The following is a 17,299-nucleotide window of genomic DNA, read 5'->3' on the forward strand; positions in this document are numbered from 1 at the left end:
ATGGAGACGAATCCGACCGAGAAGCAACTTTGGGACGAGGCTGTCGCCTTCACGCGCGACAAGTCGCCCGGAAGCTTCGATCAGTGGTTCTGCGGAGTTCAGTTCGATGGTCTGACGGACGGGGTTCTTTGTCTTCGGGCTCGCAACGAATTCGTGCGCGACTGGGTCGATCAGTTCTTCATGCCGACGCTGACCGATCACATTCGCAGTCGCACTGGGTGGAGCATTCAGGTGGCCTGGACCGTGGGGGGAGAATTGGACCGACCTGCTATCAATCCGCCTCCGGAGCGGAGCGTTCGTGAAGATGCGAGCCGCATCACCGGACCGAACTGGCCGTCGGCGAACGAAGAAGCTCCGTGGAGCGAGCGCCGCGTGGCACGGCCGGCTCCTGTCCAAGCCGTCGCACCGCCGCTCGAAGGTCTGAACCCGAAGTACACGTTCTCCAACTTCGTCATCGGCCCGTCCAACCAGCTCGCGCACGCCGCGGCCATCGGTGCGGCGGGTGGTGGTGGACCGCGCCACAATCCGCTCTTTTTGTGCGGTGGCACCGGGCTCGGGAAGACGCACTTGGTGCACGCGGTAGCCCATCGGGTCCGCGCCGAGCGCCCGTCCACGCGCATCGTGTACGTGTCGGCGGAGAAGTTCCTGAACGAGTTCCTGCAGGCCTTGCAGGAGCAGCGCATGAACGAGTTCCGCGCGCGCTTCCGCGACCGGTGCGATCTGCTCCTGGTCGACGACATCCAGTTCCTCGCCTCGAAGACGCAGACGCAGGAAGAGTTCTTCCACGTCTTCAACACGCTCCACCAAGCGGACAAGCAGATCATCGTCACGAGCGACAAGTACCCGCAGCAACTCGAGCGCATGGAGGAGCGCCTCATCTCGCGCTTCACGTGGGGCCTCGTGGCCGACATCCAGGTGCCCGAGCTCGAGACGCGCGTGGCCATCGTGCGCAAGAAGGCGCAGATCGAAGGCATCGAAATCGCCGACGACGTGCTCCTCTACATCGCGCAAGTCGTCCGGAGCAACGTGCGCGAGCTCGAGGGCACGCTCATCCGCCTCGCGGCGAAAGCCTCGCTCACCTCGCGCATCATCGATCTGGACTTCGCGCGCGCCGAGATAGCGCTTTCCTCGAACGCCCGCGCCAACGAGGCCAGCGTCGAGGACGTGCAGCGCGTCGTCTGCCACCACTTCAAACTGAAGAGCGGCGATCTGCTCTCGAAGGATCGCCACAAGAGCGTGGCCTTCGCCCGCCACGTGGCCATGTACTTGTGCCGCGAGCGCCTCAAGTGCAGCCTCCCCGAACTGGGCCGCGCCTTCGGCAACCGCGATCACACCACGGTCATGAGCGCCGTGCGCAAGGTCAAAGCCCTCCGCGGCGCCGACCCCGAGGTCCGCGCCCACCTCGAAGCCCTCGAGCGCAAACTCGGCACCGCCGATTGAGTTTGAACCGCCAAGACGCCAAGAACGCCAAGGATTTTTGTATAAATCCTTCTTGGCGTCCTTGGCGCCTTGGCGGTTCGATTAGTTTTTCAGCTTGTAGCCCGTTTTGAAGATCCAGCGGACGACGACGATACAGGCGGCCATGAAGACGAGGGGCATGAGGATGCTCACCTCGACGCTCACGTCGGAGATGCCGTAGAAGCTCCAGCGAAAGCCGCTGATCAGGTAGACCACCGGGTTGAACAAGGTGAGCTTCTGCCAGATCGGCGGCAGCATGTGGATCGAGTAGAAGCTGCCTCCGAGAAAGGTCAGCGGCGTCACGATCATCAGCGGAACGATTTGCAGCTTCTCGAAGCCGTCGGCCCAGATGCCGATGATGAAGCCGAAAAGGCTGAAGGTGGCTGCCGTGAGCAAGAGGAAAAAGATCATCCACACCGGGTGCGCGATCTCGTAGTCCACGAAAAGCCGCGCGGTGAGCAAGATCAACGAGCCCAAAATGACCGACTTGGAGGCCGCCGCGCCCACGTAGCCGATGACCACCTCGAGGTACGAAATGGGCGCGGAGAGCACCTCGTAGATCGTGCCGGACCACTTCGGCATGTAGATCCCGAACGACGCGTTGGAGATGCTCTCGCTCAAGAGCGACAGCATGACCAGGCCCGGAATGATGAACGCCGCGTAGCTCACGCCGCCGATGTCCCCCACGCGTGAGCCGATGGCGCTGCCGAACACCACGAAGTACAGCGATGTCGAGAGCACGGGCGAGGCGATGCTCTGCATCAACGTGCGCCCGGTGCGGGCCATCTCGAAGCGGTAGATCGCCTTGATGGCGTGGAGATTCACGATCACGGCCGCGCTCCTTTCACGAGGCTGACGAAAATCTCCTCCAGGGAGCTCTGCGAGGACTCGAGACCCTTGAAGTCGATCCCGTGCTCGCCCAGCTTGCGCAGCAACTGCGCGATGCCCGTCTCGTCGCCGCGCGTGTCGAAGGTGTAGACGAGCTCACACTTGTCGGCGGAGAGCTCCAGCGGGTAGCCGGAAAGCTCGCTGGGAATGGCCTCCAGCGGGCTTTTGAGGTGCAGCTTCAACTGCTTTCGGCCGAGCTTCTCCATGAGCACGGCCTTGTCCTCGACCAAAATGATTTCGCCTTTGTTGATCACGCCGATGCGGTCGGCCATCTCCTCGGCCTCTTCGATGTAGTGCGTCGTCAGGATGATGGTCACCCCGCTTTCGCGCAGCCCGCGAACCATCGCCCACATGTCGCGGCGCAGCTCGACGTCGACGCCCGCGGTGGGCTCGTCGAGGAACAGGATCTGTGGCTCGTGGGAGAGCGCCTTCGCGATCATCACGCGCCGCTTCATGCCGCCGGACAGCGTCATGATCTTCGAATCGCGCTTGTCCCAGAGCGACAGATCGCGCAGCAGCTTCTCGAGCAGCGCCGCGTCCGGTGGCTTGCCGAACAGGCCGCGGCTGAATCGCACCGTGGCCATCACGCTCTCGAAGGCGTCGGTGGTCAGCTCCTGGGGGACCAGCCCGATCTTCGTGCGCGCCGCGCGGTAGTCCCGCACGATGTCGTGCCCATCGGCGCGCACGGTGCCCGACGTCGGGTTGACGATGCCGCAGACGATGTTGATCAGCGTGGTCTTGCCCGCGCCATTCGGTCCCAAGAGCGCCAGAATTTCCCCGCGGCGAATCTCGAGGTCGACCTTTTTCAGCGCATGGAAGCCGGACGCGTATGTCTTGGTGAGGCCCTGGATGGAGATGATCGATTGCACGTGTTAGGCATTGAAGCTAGGGCGCTCGCGGAGCCGGTCAATCCAGCGGCGAACGTGGGGCAGGTCCGGGATGGGGATCTTGAACGCGTCCGCCGCCCCACAGGCCACCATGCCCGTGATGTCGGCAACGGAAAAAGCCTTGCCCGCAACGAAGGGGCGCCCGTCCGCGAGCTCGCCGTCGAGCCATGCCCATTTCTCGGGGTTGTCCAGCTTTGCCGCCTCCGCCATGGCGGGAACTTGGCGGATGCTGTCCTTGAAGAACGGATCGGAGTGGAACACACACGTGCTGATGGTGTTGAAGATTTGAAGCTCCATGCGGCGGTTCCACATCTCGACCTGGGCCCGTTCGACCGCCGTGCTGCCGAACAGCGCGGGCGTGGGGTGGAGCTCCTCGAGGTAGCGGCAGATGGCGATGCTTTCGGTGATGATCGTGCCATCGTCGAGTTCGAGCGCCGGGACCTTCTGGAGCGAGTTGATCTTGGTGTAGGCCGCGCTCAGGTGCTCTTTCTCCATGAGGTTCACGTGCACACGCGGCACATCGATGCCCTTTTCCGCCAGGAAGATACGCACGCGCCGCGGGTTGGGGGCGTAGGGGAATTCGTAGAGCTTCATCGCAGGATCTCCTTTGTGAACAGTGTCCACAATGGCACGCGCACCGACCCCTGTCGATGTGAAGATCGCGCCGTTTCGGATTAGACGAGGATGCGCCAGCGGCTCGTGTCGCCGGCGTCGAGGATTTCGACGCCCAGTGCGGCGAGCTCCGTGCGGATTTCGTCCGCGCGCTTCCAGTCCTTGGCCAGGCGCGCCTCGGTGCGCAGGGCCACCTTCGCGTCGATGTCGGGGGCCGAGAGGCCGCGAAGGCGCAGCCGGCGGGTCAAGGTGCGCTGTTCGTACTCGGCGCCCGTCGTCCGCAGAAGGCCGAGCGGCGCGCACGCGGATTCCAGCGCGGCCAGCGCCTTTCGCACGAGCCCATAGGCTTGCGCCTGCGCCGCCGGATCTTTTTTCAGCTTGGCGAGCTGCTTCACCAGCTCGTTGCTCACCTTGCAGAGCTCTCCCACCTCGGCGAGGGCCACCGTCGTGTTCAAGTCTTTGTCGAGCGCCGCGAGCACCTTCTCGGGCGCCTCGTCGATGACCTTCGCCTCGTTCTTGAAGCGCGACCCCGCCGCGGCCTCTTCTGCGGGCGCCGACGCCAACGCGGCTTGCAGTGCATCCCGTGTATTGTACAAATAATCCACGCGGCGTTCGCCTTCGTCGATGCCCGGGAAGATGACCCGGCCGTCGTCCTTCTTCTCGACGTCGAACGACAGCGGCCCGCGGTAGTGCGTGCCGAGCAAATAATAGCGGAAGGCTTCGGGATCGTTTCGCTCGAGGACGTCACGAATGGTGACGAAGTTGCCGAGCGACTTGCTCATCTTCTCGCTGTCCACGTTGAGAAAGCCCGCGTGCAGCCAGTAGCGTGCGAAGGGCGCGCCCCACACGGCCTCCGCTTGCGCGATCTCGTTCTCGTGGTGCGGGAAGATCAGATCCATCCCGCCGCAGTGGATGTCGAAGTGCGCACCCAAGTAACGCTGGGCCATGGCCGAGCACTCGATGTGCCAGCCGGGGCGACCTTTGCCCCACGGGCTGGGCCAGCCCCACGCGTCCTCGGGCTCGCCCTTCCAGAGCGCAAAGTCCAAGGGATCGCGCTTGATGTCTCCCAGCTCGACGCGCTCGCTCGCACCGGCGAGCAAATCCTCGAGGTGGCGGTGCGAGAGCTTGCCGTAGTCCGGAAAGCTTCGAACGGCGAAGTACACATCCTTGCCCTTCGGCGTCGTCGCGACATAGGCCGCGCCCTTCTCGATGAGCGCTTCGATGAGCGCAATGATCTCCGGGATGTGCCCCGAGACGCGCGGCTCTTCATCGGGCGGCACGCATCCGATGGCCTCCAGATCGGCATTGGCCAGCTTCGACATCTCCGCGGAGAAGGCCGTCGGCTCCACGTTGCGCTCCTGCGCGCGTTTGAGAATCTTGTCGTCCACGTCCGTGACGTTGCGCACGTGGGTCACCTCGTAACCGCGCGCTTTCAGAAAACGCACCAAGACGTCGAACGTCGTGTAGGTGCGCCCGTGGCCGGCGTGGGCCAGGTCGTACGTGGTCATCCCGCAGACGTAGACGCGCGCCCTTTTGGGCTCCAGCGGTTCGAAAGTCTCGAGCTTCTGCGTCAGGGTGTTGTAAAGCCGTATCGTCATCCCACATCGCGATATAGCGGAAGACGCGCCAGAGCGCGCTTGTGTTATCAACGTCCCACGCGAATGCGCGCCCCTACCGTTCTGCCTTCGTTGGCCTCGTTGGCCTGCCTAGCCCTGACCTGCAGCGCCCTCGGCTGCGGGGGCTCGCAGAAATCTTTCGACGGTTCCGTTTATCGAAGCGGCCAGGTCGCCTTTCGGGTCGAGTCGCCCCCCGCCGGATGGCGGCAAATTCAGCTCGATGACGCTGCGCTCGCCTACCGAGACGACGCCCACGATGCCGTCATCCTCGTAAACGGGCGCTGTGGCGGCAAGGACGACGACACCCCACTTCCTGCACTCACAGGGCACCTCATCATGGGGACAACCGAGCGCGAGTTCCTCAAAGAGGAAACCATCCCCTTCGACGGCCGCGAAGCGCGTCATACGGTCCTCCGCGCTAAGCTCGACGGCGTGCCGAGGGTCTACGACATCTACGTCGCGAAGAAAGACGGCTGCGTGTACGACTTCGTCCACGTCGCGCCTTCTCGTGACAGAGGCGAGGGGCGCGAGGCCGACGCCGACTTCGCGCGCTTCGTCGGCGGCTTCCGCACCATCGGTTCGGGGGCGCTATGAGCGGGGGCAGCGGGACGGAGCTCTCGCCGCCGTCCCAATCGGGACCGGGTGGAGGCCCGCCGAGCACCTCACGGGTCTCGCTTCCGTCCATCGCGCCGCCCCCGCCGCAGCCCTCGTTTTTCGCGCACCACCAAGAGCGCGTTCTTCACCTGATCGAGCACCTCGGTGAGGTGTCGCTGCTCATCGTGCGCATGTTCCGCGCTCTCTTGCGGCGCCCGCTCGAGTGGAAAGCCACGCTCCATCAGATGGAATCGCTGGGCGTGCGCTCGATGGGCATCGTCACCGTGACCAGCATCTTCATCGGCATGGTCATGACCATCCAGTTTGCCTTCGGCCTGCGCCGCTTCGGTGGATTGGAGTACATCCCGCGCGTCATCGTGCTCTCGTTCGCGCGCGAGCTCGCGCCCACGCTCACCGCGGTCATCGTGGGCGGGCGCATCGGCAGCGGTATGGCCGCCGAGGTGGGCGCCATGAACGTCACCGAGCAGGTGGATGCCATCCGCGCCCTCGGGGCCGATCCCGCGAAGAAACTCGTGCTTCCGCGCACCGTGGCGGCGGTGATCGTCATGCCGCTGCTCAGCATCTTCGCCTTCTCGCTGGGCACGTTGGGCGCCATCCTCATCTGCTACTCGCAGTTCGACATCAGCCCCTCGTTCTTCATGCAGTCGTCGCTCGAGTCGGTGCAGATGGGCGACTTCCTCAGCGGATTGTTCAAGACGCCGATCTTCGGCTTCATCATCGCCATCGTGGGCTGCCACTTCGGTCTGCGCACGCGCGGCGGCACCGAGGGCGTCGGTCTCAGCACCACGCGAACCGTGGTCGTCGTCTCGATTTCCATCCTCATTGCCGACTTTTTTCTCACCAAGATTTTCATCGGCATCATGGGCTCGTGAAGCCTTAGAGTACCGATGCGAGGGCCGCACCACATGAAGAATGGCGAGCGCGAACGCGAACGAGAGGTATTCACGATCGAGGCGGCCAACGCGCTCCTGCCTACGCTCAGCGCGCTGGTGACGCGCCAATTCGGCCGTCGCACCGAAATCGAGGACCGGCTCAAGTCGCTGAGCGCCCTGGTGGGCGAGGTGCCGAGCGATCTCACGCCGCAAGACACCGACGCCGAACACGTGCGCGAAGTGAAGCGCGACCTCGTGCAGCGCATCAACGAATACCAAGAGGGCTGGCGTGACGTGGAAGCGCTCGGCGCCGTGGTGAAGGATCCGCGCATCGGCCTTCTCGACTTCTTCGGCGAGGTGGACGGTCGCGCAGTTTGGCTTTGCTGGAAATATGGGGAGCCCGAGGTGGGTCATTACCACGCGCTCGACGAGGGCTTTGCCGGTCGCCGTGCCATCCGCACGAGCCTTCGCCAGCGCATGCTCAACTAGCTAGCGGGAAAACATGGCTGATCTCAAAGCGGCTGCGGCCGCCATCGATGCCTTTCTCCGTGCCCTCGGGCGCGATGCTGCGCGCGAGCCCGAGCTGGTCGGTACACCGGATCGCGTGGCCGAAATGTTCGCGCGCGATCTCTGCGAGGGCTACGACACCGATCCGGCCGCGCTCTTGGCGGGCGAAGCGCTCGCTGCGGAGACGAGCTCGCGCGGCGGGGACGTGGTGGTCGTTCGCGACCTGGCGGTGGCCACCACCTGCCCGCACCACTTGATGCCCGCCACGGGCCTGGCCACGGTGGCCTTCGCGCCGCGCGAGCGCCTGGTCGGAATTGGGGCCTTGGGGCGAGCGCTGGATGCCCTTTCCCGAAGGCTGACCCTGCAGGAAGAGATTGGCGAAAAGATGGCTCGAGCGATCTTCGACGGGCTTTCCCCCGCCTGGGCCGGCTGTCGCCTGGTGATGACGCACACATGCATGACCGCACGTGGGCATCGCCGCCACGGAGCTCGAGTGGAAACGGTGAGCATCCTGCCCGTCAGCGAGCGCCCGGTGGCGTATCATGTGCTCCTGTCGCCGAACCCGGGGTCGCCATGAGTCAGACGCACGACAAGAAGCTGCTCGCCGCGCTCGAGGAGTTGCCGCTCTTTCCATTGCCCAAAGTGGTGCTGTTCCCGCGCGCCCTTCTGCCGCTTCACGTCTTCGAGCCGCGCTACCAGACGATGCTGCGCGATTGCTTGGAGACGCATCGGGCGATGGCGGTCGTGCTCATGGCAGGAGCGGCCTCGCAAGCTCGGCCTGGGGCCGAGCCCCACGCGACGGACATCCACGGCCACCCGCCGATTTCCACGGTGGCGAGCGTGGGAACGGTGGTGGAGCACCAGCCGCTGGAAGACGGCCGCTCGAACATCTTGCTGAGCGGCATCGCCCGCGTGCGCCTCGAGGAGCTGCCTTTCGTTCCGCCGTATCGCCGCGCGCGCGCGACCATTTTGGAGGAGCACGGCGAGGAGGTGTCCTCCACGGATCGCACGGCGCTGGTGGGGCAGGCCACGGCCTTTGCCGCCGAGGTGAAGAAGGCCGATCCCATGTTTCATTTCCGCCTGCCGCCGGATGCGCAAATCGGCACCATCGCCGATTTGTGCGCGCACCACTTGGTGGTGGACGCGTCAGCGCGGCAAGCCATCCTCGAGGAACTCGACATCGCGGCGCGCGTCCAGCGCGTCATTCGCGAGCTCGCCCTTCAGCAGCGCCTGCTCGGCACGCCCCATGGAGGTGTCACGAATTGATCGTCGCGCGCATCCCGCGCACGCAGATCGCGGAGGGGGAGCTTCTTCGCGTGCCGTACCCACCTTATGACGTTCTCGTCACGCTGATCGACGGCAAGCCCTACGCCGTGGAGGACGCGTGCAACCATTCGGGCGCGAGCCTCGCCGAGGGTTGGCTCGAGGGCAAGGACCGCATCGTGTGCCCGATGCACGGATACGTCTTCTGCATGAAAACCGGCGCACTCCTCGCCCCCCGCGGTGTCTGCGACGCCCAGCGCACCTACCGCGCCGAAATCGAGGGCGAAGAGATCGTCGTGCACGACGACTTCGCGGTGAGCATCATCGGTTTGAACCGCTAGATTTTCATCCAAAGAAGAAGGAAACCGCCAAGGCGCCAAGGCCGCCAGGATCGCCAGCGGAAACGGCAATAAACCCAAAATGAGGGTTTATTGTTGGTTCACCAGGCGATCCTGGCGCCTCTTTTTTGGCGTCCTGGCGGTTTTCTCATTTCTTCGTGCAACGAAGCGGAAATCGCGTGCGCGCGTTGTAGGCGGCGACGTCGATGGATGCGCCGGCGTCCTTGGGGCCCGCCGGCCGAACTGGCGGTGCTTTGCCACCGCGGGTGAGTGCGTCGGGCGTGCCGTCGAGTGAGCCGGACATGCGCTCGATGCAGAGGCGGTCGCTCGAGATGCGCACCCGCGCGGTCGCACTGCGAAGCTGCGAGCCGAGGCCCGAGGTCATCTGCACGTGCACCGTGCTCGTCACCGGTACGTCGACGAGCCAGCCGGGTTCGTCGCCGCTGCACGCGGTGATGGCATCGCGATCGGCGAAATCGGTCGAGCCCAATGGCTCCAGCTCCCCGATGGCACCGCTCGAAAGATCGATGGGCAAAAGCCACCGAAGCGGCACGCTGCGATCCGGATCCGGCTGCCCATCGACCACCAGCCCGATGCTGCGCCCATCGGGCCGCCGCGCCAGACGCACCGGCGGCACCGAGCTGTCCGCCGCGCGCGGAACGCGCACCAGCTCGCGGGCCGTTCCGCCCTCCACCTCCCACACCACGGTGGCCGGCAGCTCGGACCCGCTTTGCGGGCCGGCGAGAATCCAGCGCCCGCCCACGCGCTCCGCGGCGTCGATCACGCCGAAGGCTTCCCCGTCGTTGCGGCGGATCTCCAGCGGCGGCTTGTCCGCCTCCAGCTCGATGGGCACCGCCTCCACCGGAGAATGCCGTCGCGCCACCAGCAGCGCGTGTGCGCCGTCGTCCGCCGATGCGAACTGCCATGATGACACCGGCCGCGGAATACCGCCGCCCGTGGCAAAGCGCGACGAGTCGATGACCACACGCGGCGTGGGCGTCGGCAGCGTCGTCAGGATCTCCTGCGAGCCCGCGTAGGGCGACGTGAAGCGCACCATCCAGCGGCTCGTGCGCTCCCACTCCGAGCCTTTCGCGCCCCACGCATAAAGCCGGAGCAGCGGTCCCGTTCGCGGTGTGCGATCCAGCGCCTCGCTCGTCTCGATGCTCAGGCCGAGCTCCTCGGCGGGCAGCTTGGGCGCGGGCATCGCAAAGAAGGGCGACCAATCCAAGTTGGACAGCGGCAGGGGCCGCGCACCCGTCGCCGTGCCGGGGTTCCACGTGACCGAGTGCGGCAGCACCACCTCGGGCATCACGATGGGCCCGCGCGGGGGCGGCGACGTCGGTGCGGTGGGCGCCGTGTGGCGCGTGGCCTCGCACGAAAGCTCCAGAATGGGCACCGGACGGCGCACCGTGCGCGACGTCGGAGACTGCTCCATCGACGCCATCTTGGGTGGCCCCCACCCGACGCGCACCCATCCCGCGGCAAGGCAGCCCGCGGGCCCGCACGCGCGCGACGTTGGATTGCGCGTGAGCGCCGAGCTGCCCTGCGCGATGGGCTCGGGAAGATCGATGGGCTCCCAGGTCATGCCCCCGTCGGTCGTCTCGTAGCCACGTCGCGCGGCCGACCAGCCGAGGCCATAGCGCCCCGACACGATGGGCGAACCCGCATCGCGCACGAAGGCGCCCGCGCGCGCCTGGCCATCGAGCTGGATCTGCACGCCGACGAACGTGCCGCCTGCCTCCACCCAGCCGCCGACCACGTTGCGCCCGCGCTCCTCGAAGCCGTCGAGCCACAGCCCCGCGCGCAGCACGCGCAGTGCCTCCGGCGACGCCGTCGAGAACACGATGGGAACGGTGCTCACCTTCTTCGACGCGTCGAGCACGGTCAACCGCGCCGCCGCCATGTTTCCGTGCGGCGGCGAGATGACCACGACGCGCCCGTCCGCGAGCGCCACCACGCGATCGCCGGAAAGGCGTCCGTGGATCTGCACCTCGCGCCAGGGGCCGCCCTCGGGCCGGATGCAGTAGCCCACCTGGATCTCGTTGCCCGGCGAGGGCGAGCTCCGCACCGGTGGCATCGTGTTCTCGTCGTCCGAGGGCGCGTCCTCCGCGCACCCGCCGCGCACGGCGATGGCACCGGTCCCCGAGGCGAGTACCACGCGCGGGCGCTCGAAGTGCCGCAGCTCCACGAGCCGCCCGTGCGCCGCATCGTAGGCGTAAATCACCGTCTTTCCGCGCGGCTCGCCGCAGACGAAGCCGAACTCGCCCCGGCTGGAGAGCGCAATCGGATGGCACCGCGACGGCTTCAGCGCGTACGCATCCGGCGCGAAATCGACCAGCGCCCCGTCTTGAAGGCGCACCCGCGCCAGCGCCCCATCGCGGGCCAACACCGCGGTTTGATCCGCCATGGGCCAGCCATCCTCGATGGCCGCCACGAGCGGGCGCTTGCCCAACGATTTGGCAATGGCGCCGTTCATGCTGGCCTTGGCCCCAGCCTGCGCGGTGGAGCCCGAGAAATCCGTGAGCGCCGTTTGGCTCGAGACCGTTTGCCAGCTTTGGTTGCCGTCGCGCCGTTCGGGCTTGTTGGCCAGCTTGGAGACTTGTCCGTCGGGGTGCACCAGGTACCACGACGAGGTGCGCGAGGCGTCCGCCCCGCCCACGGCAATGCCGTCTTCGACGGGGATCACCTCCTTGGCATCGATGGGTAGACCGAGCGGCTTCCACGAGGCGCCCGCGTCGAAGGTGGCCATGGCGCCGCGCAGATCGGTCACCGCCACCGCGCGCCAGCCATCGAGCGCGCCGAAGGCGCCCACGTACGGCGCGCCGGGGAAGGCGCCCGCATCGACGGGGGTGCCGGTGCGCGGATCGATGGCGCGGTAAGCACCGTTCGAGCCCTTCAAGTACACGCGGTCGAGCCCCACCACGACGCGCGAGATGGCCGACCACGGCGCGGCGTAAATCGGCTTGGCCCGGTCGAGCCATTTGGTCGCGCGCCAGACCGCGTTGTCGATCACGAAGAGAAAGCCGCCGCCCATGCGCTCGGGAACCCCGATGGTGAACGTGGGGCCCTTGGGAAGCCGATCGTCGGCGGCGAGCAATGCGCCATTGGCCTGGCTGACCACGCGCACGCCGGAGACGATGGCGCGCACCCCTCCGCCGGGTTCGACCCCGAACGAGCGCTCGTCCTCGACGACCTCCGGGATGAGGCGGGCCCCCAACACCGTGGGATCGCTCTTGGTGGGGGCGGTCGCGGCTCGGAGATTCCCGCGCGGTTCAGCGACCGACAATCCGCCGTGCCGGCCGCACGCGCCCAGCAAGGCCATTGCGGCCCCTACACCGGCAAATAGGCCTAGGGCGCGAGGCGCACGCGACGCCATGTGCCCTCCGCCGCATCCTCACGCTCGTAGACGAGTCGATCGTGCATGCGACTCGACCGGCCCTGCCAGAACTCGATGGTCGACGGCACCACCCGATAGCCGCCCCACGTCTCGGGCAGCGGCACCTCCTGGCCCTCGTACCGCGCGCGCAGCTCTTCGTAGCGCGCATCGAGCCACTCGCGCGAAGCGACCACTTGGCTCTGCGGCGAGGCGAGCGCGCCGAGCTGGCTCCCGCGCGGACGGGAGTGGAAGTACGCCTCCGATTCCTCGCGCGTGATCTTGGCAGCCGTCCCGCGGATGCGCACCTGCCGCTCGAGCTCCTTCCAGAAGAACAGAAGCGCCACGTGCGGGTTGTTCGCGATGTCGTTGCCCTTCGCACTCGCGTAGTTCGTGAAGAAAACGAACCCGTCGTGGTCGACCCTGCGGAGCAATACGATGCGGGCCGAAGGGTGTCCGTTGGCATCCACCGTCGCCAGGCTCATCGCGTGGGGTTCGAGGAGTGCGGCGGACACGGCAGCAGCTAGCCACGTCTCGAATTGGAGGATCGGATCCGGAAGGACGTCGGCCTCGTCGAGCGTTGCCTGCGTGTAGTCGGCGCGAAGCGATTCAATGGACGGAAGTTTGGACAAGACTTTTCCTTGTTGTGCAGTATGTCAAAGCAGTCCTAGCCAGACAAACTGGCCATTGAATTAGGACGATACGAGAGAGAGGACAATTATGGCGTTTGTGGTCGCAGTCGTCGGTGCAACAGGGGCAGTGGGTCGGGAAATGGTGCGCACACTGGAGCAGCGTCGTTTTCCGGTGAAGAAGCTCGTCCTGCTCGCGAGCAAGCGCAGCGCCGGCCAAACGACCACGTTCAACGGCAAGACGGTGACCATCGAAGAGCTCACGCCCGCGTCATTTGCCGGCGTCGACATCGCCCTCTTCAGCGCCGGCGGCAGCGTCTCCAAGGAGTACGCCCCCATTGCGGCCGCCGCCGGGGCCACGGTCATCGACAACTCGAGCGCATGGCGCATGGACCCGGACGTCCCGCTGGTGGTGCCCGAGGTGAACATGGAGCACGCGGCCAACCGCCCCAAGGGCATCATCGCCAACCCGAATTGCTCCACCATTCAAATGGTGGTCGCGCTCAAGCCGCTCCACGACGCCGCCCGCATCAAGCACATCGTCGTCTCGACGTACCAGGCTACCTCCGGAAAGGGCCACGCCGCCGTGACGGAGCTGGAGGAGCAGTCCCGGGCCCAGCTCGCGGGCAAGGACTACCCGGCCAAGGTCTTCCCGTCCCCCATCGCCTTCAATGTGGTGTGCGACTGGAAGGCGGGCGAGATGGATTACAGCGAAGAAGAGTGGAAGATGGTCCACGAGACGCGAAAGATCCTGGGCGACCAGAGCATCCTCGTCTCTCCGACCACCGTGCGCGTGCCCGTCGTGAACGGCCACTCCGAGGCGGTCTACGTCTCGTTCCACCGCCCGCTCCACGCGGCCGAGGCGAAGGAGCTGCTGCGCACGGCCGAGGGCGTCGAGCTGACCGAGGGGCCCTACGCTCCGGGCAAGCACCCGCAGCCCATCGACGCCGCGGGCAAAGATGCCGTCTACGTCGGCCGCGTCCGCGACGACATTGGCGTGCCGGGCACCATCCATCTCTTCGTCGTCGCCGACAACCTCCGCAAGGGAGCCGCATTGAACGCGGTCCAGATCGCGGAGCGGCTGTAGGACGGCTAGAAGATCGTGCACGAGCGCGTGCGCGTGCACGATCACGGAAGACGAACACGAACACGATCACGTGAGACGAACACGAGCACGCCTCGTGTTCGTGCACGTTTCGGGTGATCGTGGGCGTGATCGTGCACGCGCACGCGCTCGTGCACGTCCTTTCGCCGCCACCGCCAGGCGCCCACCTAACCATCGGTTCAGTTGTGTGTCTGCTTTGCGTCACCGATTCTTGACCGGATCGTTTACCCCGGTTATCCGTTGGGGGAATCGGGCGCGGACTGAAGGGCGAGCGCCTTTTTCAATTCAAGGAACTCGGGGGTATGAGGTTGGAATCGATGGGCAGTCGATTGACGTGGCTGCAAATACGCGAGCGACGGGAATTCAAAGGACGGTGGGTGGCACTCGACGAGTGTCGCTACGACACCAAGACGGCTCAGCCTGTGGAAGGCTCGGTCGTCGACTCCGATGAGGACCTCGTCACGTTGTGCAACCGCATGCAGGAGAGCGACAATCGCTACTGCGCGATTCTCTTCTGCGACGATGGCGAAACCGAGCCGCCGCCGACCGTCCGTCGAGCCGCCTCCTCATTCACTCCTGCCCCGGGGCGCTCCTACACGCACTGAATCACGCACCCAGACAATACGCACGAGCTAACCCGGGTGTTCCCGCCCGGGCCCGCCCGCAGGCCGTTTCCGCGGGGCTCTCCTACAAAGGCGTAACCTTCACGTTATCGAAGCAGACTTTGGCCTCCCAATCGTTGAAGCCAAAGTACTCGTGGCCCGGCCCGGCGAGCGGAGACTCGTCGGGAAACGAGGCCATCTCGAGGTTGTCGACGAACCAGCGCACGGTCTTGCCGTCGGTTCGCTCGATCTTGAAGTGGTAAATCTGTCCCGCGAACACCGGCTTTTCCCGCGGATCGTCCGAGGTCTTGTCGACCTTGACCTCCTTGCGGTCGTTGCCGTGCTCGTTGATGCGGGCCAGCGCGTGGAACTTGTTCTTCCAGCCGCCGAAGATCGTCAGGTAGCTCGTGGCGTTCGTGTAGGAGATGGCCGTCGCCGACGATTGGCCGTCGCCCCAGACCTCGGCCTTCAAGTCGCCGTCGGGTGAATCGCTCAGCGCGTCGAACTCGATGCGGGCATTCACCGGGATTGCGCGGGTCATCCACACGCCGTGGTTGCGGGCCCCCTGGCCACAGAGCTTTCCATTTTCGATGTGCCAAACATCCGTGTTGGCCTGACGCCAATTGGGCCCCAAGTCCGATGATGCGCTCGACGCCGCGTCATTGCGGCCCGCTTCCGACTGGCCGGCGCCGCCCGCGTCGGAGACCGTGGCCGTGGGCTTGAGAACCGTGCGCTCGAAATTGTCTTCGAAGGTGCTGGTCAGCACATTCGCCGCGGCCGGCCGCGGTGGCCGAGCTGAAGGCGTCGGGGAGACGGCCGACGTGCTTCCGGCATCCGACGGGGTGCTGTTTCCCGGAGGAACACAGCCGAAAAGCCCGCCGAGAAGCCCCACACCCCAAATCCGCATCATCTCCTTCTTCGTCATTCTTTTTCCGTGCGTAGCACGATTCGGCGCAGGGATTTGGTGTAGAAACCATTTCCACCCATGCATCCCATTCTGTTTCGCATTCCTCTGCCCCACATGCCGCTCAAGCTCTGGTGGGGTCTCGTGGCGGTGGTCGTCTTCGCGGCCATTTACGCGTTCCTCGCGTATCGTCGCAAGGAACGGGACGGGCTCCTGTTGGGCGCGTTGTTCGCCGTGGTCGCTGGTGCGTCCGCGTACTTCTTCCGCGGTGTGCAATTCGAATCGCCGAACCTGCCCATCTACTCCTACGGAGTCATGCTCGGCCTCTCGCTGGTCGTGGGGTGGTACCTCACGCTGACCTTGGCGGAGCGCGACGGCCTGCCAAAAGAGACGATGGCCAACTGCTACGTCTTCACGGCCATCGCGGCACTCATTGGTGCGCGCCTCCTCTATGTCGTGACCAACTTGGAGGAGTTCGAGAACGACACGACCCACACCTTCGAGTTCGCGAAGATCTTCGCGCTGCGCAGCGGCGGACTCGTGGCCTACGGTGGCTTCATCGGCGGCTACCTCGGGAGCTGGGCGTACCTCGCGCGCCACAAAATTCGCTTGATGCCGTGGGCCGACGTGGCCGTGCCCAGCTTGGCCTCGGGCCTCTTCATCACCCGCATCGGTTGCTACCTCTTCGGCTGCGACTTCGGCACGCGCCTCTCGGACACGGCGCCCGGCTGGTTGAAGAAGATGGGCACCTTCCCGCACTGGGCGGCGGGCACCCTCAGCGCGGATGGCGGCGGCTCGCCGGCGTATTCGCGCCACCTGAAGCTCTTTCAAGGCACCGATCTCGGCAGCATCGTCACCAAGACGAACGCCTCGCTGCCGGTGCACCCCACGCAGATCTACGAGTCGCTCATCGGCCTCGGACTGCTCGGCCTTCTGCTTTGGCAGCGAAAGACCCAGCGATTCCGCGGCCAGATCTTTTTCACCTTCGTCTTTGCCTACGGCACCATCCGCTTCTTGCTGGAGATGATCCGCGACGACGACGAGCGCGGCAACTACGGCCCGGTCATGGGGGAACACATCCTCATCCCGGCGTCGCTCTTCATCCTGGCCCTCGGCTTCGTCTTCGGTTTGGCGCTCGGCATCAAGAACACGACGGCGCGTCTCGTGGCGCGCGTGGCCGCGTTCGTGCCGGCCATCGTGGCGTACATCAAGCTGCGACCTGCGTCGTTCGGCGGGCAGGTGAACATGCAGCTGTCGACCAGCCAGCTCATCGGCCTCATCACCGGCATCCTCGTTTGCTACTTCTACGCCCGCTATTGGGAGAACGCGCGGCGCAATCCAAAGATGGCCATGGCCATTGGCACCTTCGAAGAGGTGGCACCGCCCAAGCGGAAGAAAGCTCGCGCCCCCGTGGTTGAAGACGACGAGGACGAGGAGGACGAGGAGAGCGGCCGGGAGAGCGTGACCGAGGGCGACGAGGAGACGGGCCCCACGATCGCGGCATCGCCCACGGGCAAGAAGAAGAAGCCCAAGAAGGCCGCTTCGGAGGACGCACAGAAGGGGCCGGAAGAAGAAGGAAAGCTCGCCCCGCAGGGCGAAGGGGCCGGAGAACCCGCGCCGGAGACTTAAC

The 17,299-nt window shown here is 65.7% G+C and carries 17 protein-coding genes; 10 read left to right on the forward strand and 7 right to left on the reverse strand.

The window, feature by feature from the left end; translation table 11 throughout:
• The gene (gene dnaA / locus LZC95_00005) at positions 1 to 1,440 is read left to right on the forward strand and encodes a chromosomal replication initiator protein DnaA (GenBank protein WXA95221.1); all 1,440 of its coding nucleotides are present in this window, start codon (positions 1 to 3) and stop codon (positions 1,438 to 1,440) included.
• Between the two features lie 81 nt (positions 1,441 to 1,521).
• Here the strand turns inward: dnaA and LZC95_00010 are convergent, their stop codons facing one another.
• From LZC95_00010 to cysS, 4 genes are all read right to left on the reverse strand, one after another.
• Complete coding sequence (locus tag LZC95_00010; protein WXA95222.1) at positions 1,522 to 2,289, reverse strand: ABC transporter permease; 768 nt, start codon at positions 2,287 to 2,289, stop codon at positions 1,522 to 1,524.
• On the reverse strand, positions 2,286 to 3,215 hold the full coding sequence (locus LZC95_00015; GenBank protein WXA95223.1) for an ABC transporter ATP-binding protein: 930 nt from the start codon (positions 3,213 to 3,215) through the stop codon (positions 2,286 to 2,288). Before LZC95_00015 ends, LZC95_00010 begins: the two co-directional genes overlap by 4 nt.
• Before the next feature lie 3 nt (positions 3,216 to 3,218).
• A complete protein-coding gene (locus LZC95_00020; protein WXA95224.1) occupies positions 3,219 to 3,827 on the reverse strand; it encodes a glutathione S-transferase family protein in 609 nt (202 codons plus the stop codon).
• Between the two features lie 80 nt (positions 3,828 to 3,907).
• Positions 3,908 to 5,443 (reverse strand): cysteine--tRNA ligase, encoded by a 1,536-nt coding sequence (gene cysS, locus LZC95_00025; GenBank protein WXA95225.1) that lies wholly within the window; start codon positions 5,441 to 5,443, stop codon positions 3,908 to 3,910.
• Between the two features lie 63 nt (positions 5,444 to 5,506).
• Between cysS and LZC95_00030 the strand changes: the two genes are divergently transcribed.
• Genes LZC95_00030 through LZC95_00055 form a run of 6 tightly spaced genes read left to right on the forward strand, consistent with a single transcriptional unit; the run spans position 5,507 to position 9,059 of the window.
• Positions 5,507 to 6,055, forward strand: coding sequence for a hypothetical protein (locus tag LZC95_00030; GenBank protein ID WXA95226.1), 549 nt, complete (start codon positions 5,507 to 5,509; stop codon positions 6,053 to 6,055).
• Positions 6,052 to 6,948, forward strand: a complete 897-nt coding sequence (locus tag LZC95_00035; protein WXA95227.1) for an ABC transporter permease — start codon at positions 6,052 to 6,054, stop codon at positions 6,946 to 6,948. Before LZC95_00030 ends, LZC95_00035 begins: the two co-directional genes overlap by 4 nt.
• 15 nt (positions 6,949 to 6,963) lie before the next feature.
• Positions 6,964 to 7,437, forward strand: coding sequence for a DUF2203 domain-containing protein (locus tag LZC95_00040; GenBank protein ID WXA95228.1), 474 nt, complete (start codon positions 6,964 to 6,966; stop codon positions 7,435 to 7,437).
• Between the two features lie 13 nt (positions 7,438 to 7,450).
• Positions 7,451 to 8,032 (forward strand): GTP cyclohydrolase I, encoded by a 582-nt coding sequence (locus tag LZC95_00045; protein WXA95229.1) that lies wholly within the window; start codon positions 7,451 to 7,453, stop codon positions 8,030 to 8,032.
• Positions 8,029 to 8,721: an LON peptidase substrate-binding domain-containing protein gene (locus LZC95_00050; GenBank protein WXA95230.1), complete on the forward strand. Its 693-nt coding sequence runs from the start codon at positions 8,029 to 8,031 to the stop codon at positions 8,719 to 8,721. The genes LZC95_00045 and LZC95_00050 overlap by 4 nt, the downstream gene beginning before the upstream one ends.
• Complete coding sequence (locus tag LZC95_00055; protein ID WXA95231.1) at positions 8,718 to 9,059, forward strand: Rieske 2Fe-2S domain-containing protein; 342 nt, start codon at positions 8,718 to 8,720, stop codon at positions 9,057 to 9,059. The genes LZC95_00050 and LZC95_00055 overlap by 4 nt, the downstream gene beginning before the upstream one ends.
• Before the next feature lie 145 nt (positions 9,060 to 9,204).
• Here LZC95_00055 and LZC95_00060 read toward each other — a convergent pair whose 3' ends face one another.
• Both LZC95_00060 and pdxH read right to left on the reverse strand, forming a co-directional pair.
• Positions 9,205 to 12,432 (reverse strand): hypothetical protein, encoded by a 3,228-nt coding sequence (locus LZC95_00060; protein WXA95232.1) that lies wholly within the window; start codon positions 12,430 to 12,432, stop codon positions 9,205 to 9,207.
• Positions 12,405 to 13,061 (reverse strand): pyridoxamine 5'-phosphate oxidase, encoded by a 657-nt coding sequence (gene pdxH, locus LZC95_00065; GenBank protein WXA95233.1) that lies wholly within the window; start codon positions 13,059 to 13,061, stop codon positions 12,405 to 12,407. The genes LZC95_00060 and pdxH overlap by 28 nt, the downstream gene beginning before the upstream one ends.
• 139 nt (positions 13,062 to 13,200) lie before the next feature.
• On the opposite strand from pdxH, the gene LZC95_00070 reads away from it, so the two are divergent.
• Positions 13,201 to 14,145 carry an aspartate-semialdehyde dehydrogenase gene (locus LZC95_00070; GenBank protein WXA95234.1) on the forward strand — a complete coding sequence of 315 codons (945 nt, stop codon included), beginning with the start codon at positions 13,201 to 13,203 and terminating at the stop codon, positions 14,143 to 14,145.
• 335 nt (positions 14,146 to 14,480) lie between these two features.
• Positions 14,481 to 14,768, forward strand: a complete 288-nt coding sequence (locus tag LZC95_00075; protein ID WXA95235.1) for a hypothetical protein — start codon at positions 14,481 to 14,483, stop codon at positions 14,766 to 14,768.
• Between the two features lie 82 nt (positions 14,769 to 14,850).
• Here the strand turns inward: LZC95_00075 and LZC95_00080 are convergent, their stop codons facing one another.
• On the reverse strand, positions 14,851 to 15,690 hold the full coding sequence (locus LZC95_00080) for a hypothetical protein (protein WXA95236.1): 840 nt from the start codon (positions 15,688 to 15,690) through the stop codon (positions 14,851 to 14,853).
• Positions 15,691 to 15,750: 60 nt separating this feature from the next.
• On the opposite strand from LZC95_00080, the gene LZC95_00085 reads away from it, so the two are divergent.
• Complete coding sequence (locus LZC95_00085; protein WXA95237.1) at positions 15,751 to 17,298, forward strand: prolipoprotein diacylglyceryl transferase; 1,548 nt, start codon at positions 15,751 to 15,753, stop codon at positions 17,296 to 17,298.
• Position 17,299: the final 1 nt, after the last annotated feature.

The organism is Sorangiineae bacterium MSr12523 (genome assembly GCA_037157775.1).
GTDB classification, from domain to species: Bacteria; Myxococcota_A; Polyangia; order Polyangiales; family Polyangiaceae; genus Pendulispora; species Pendulispora brunnea.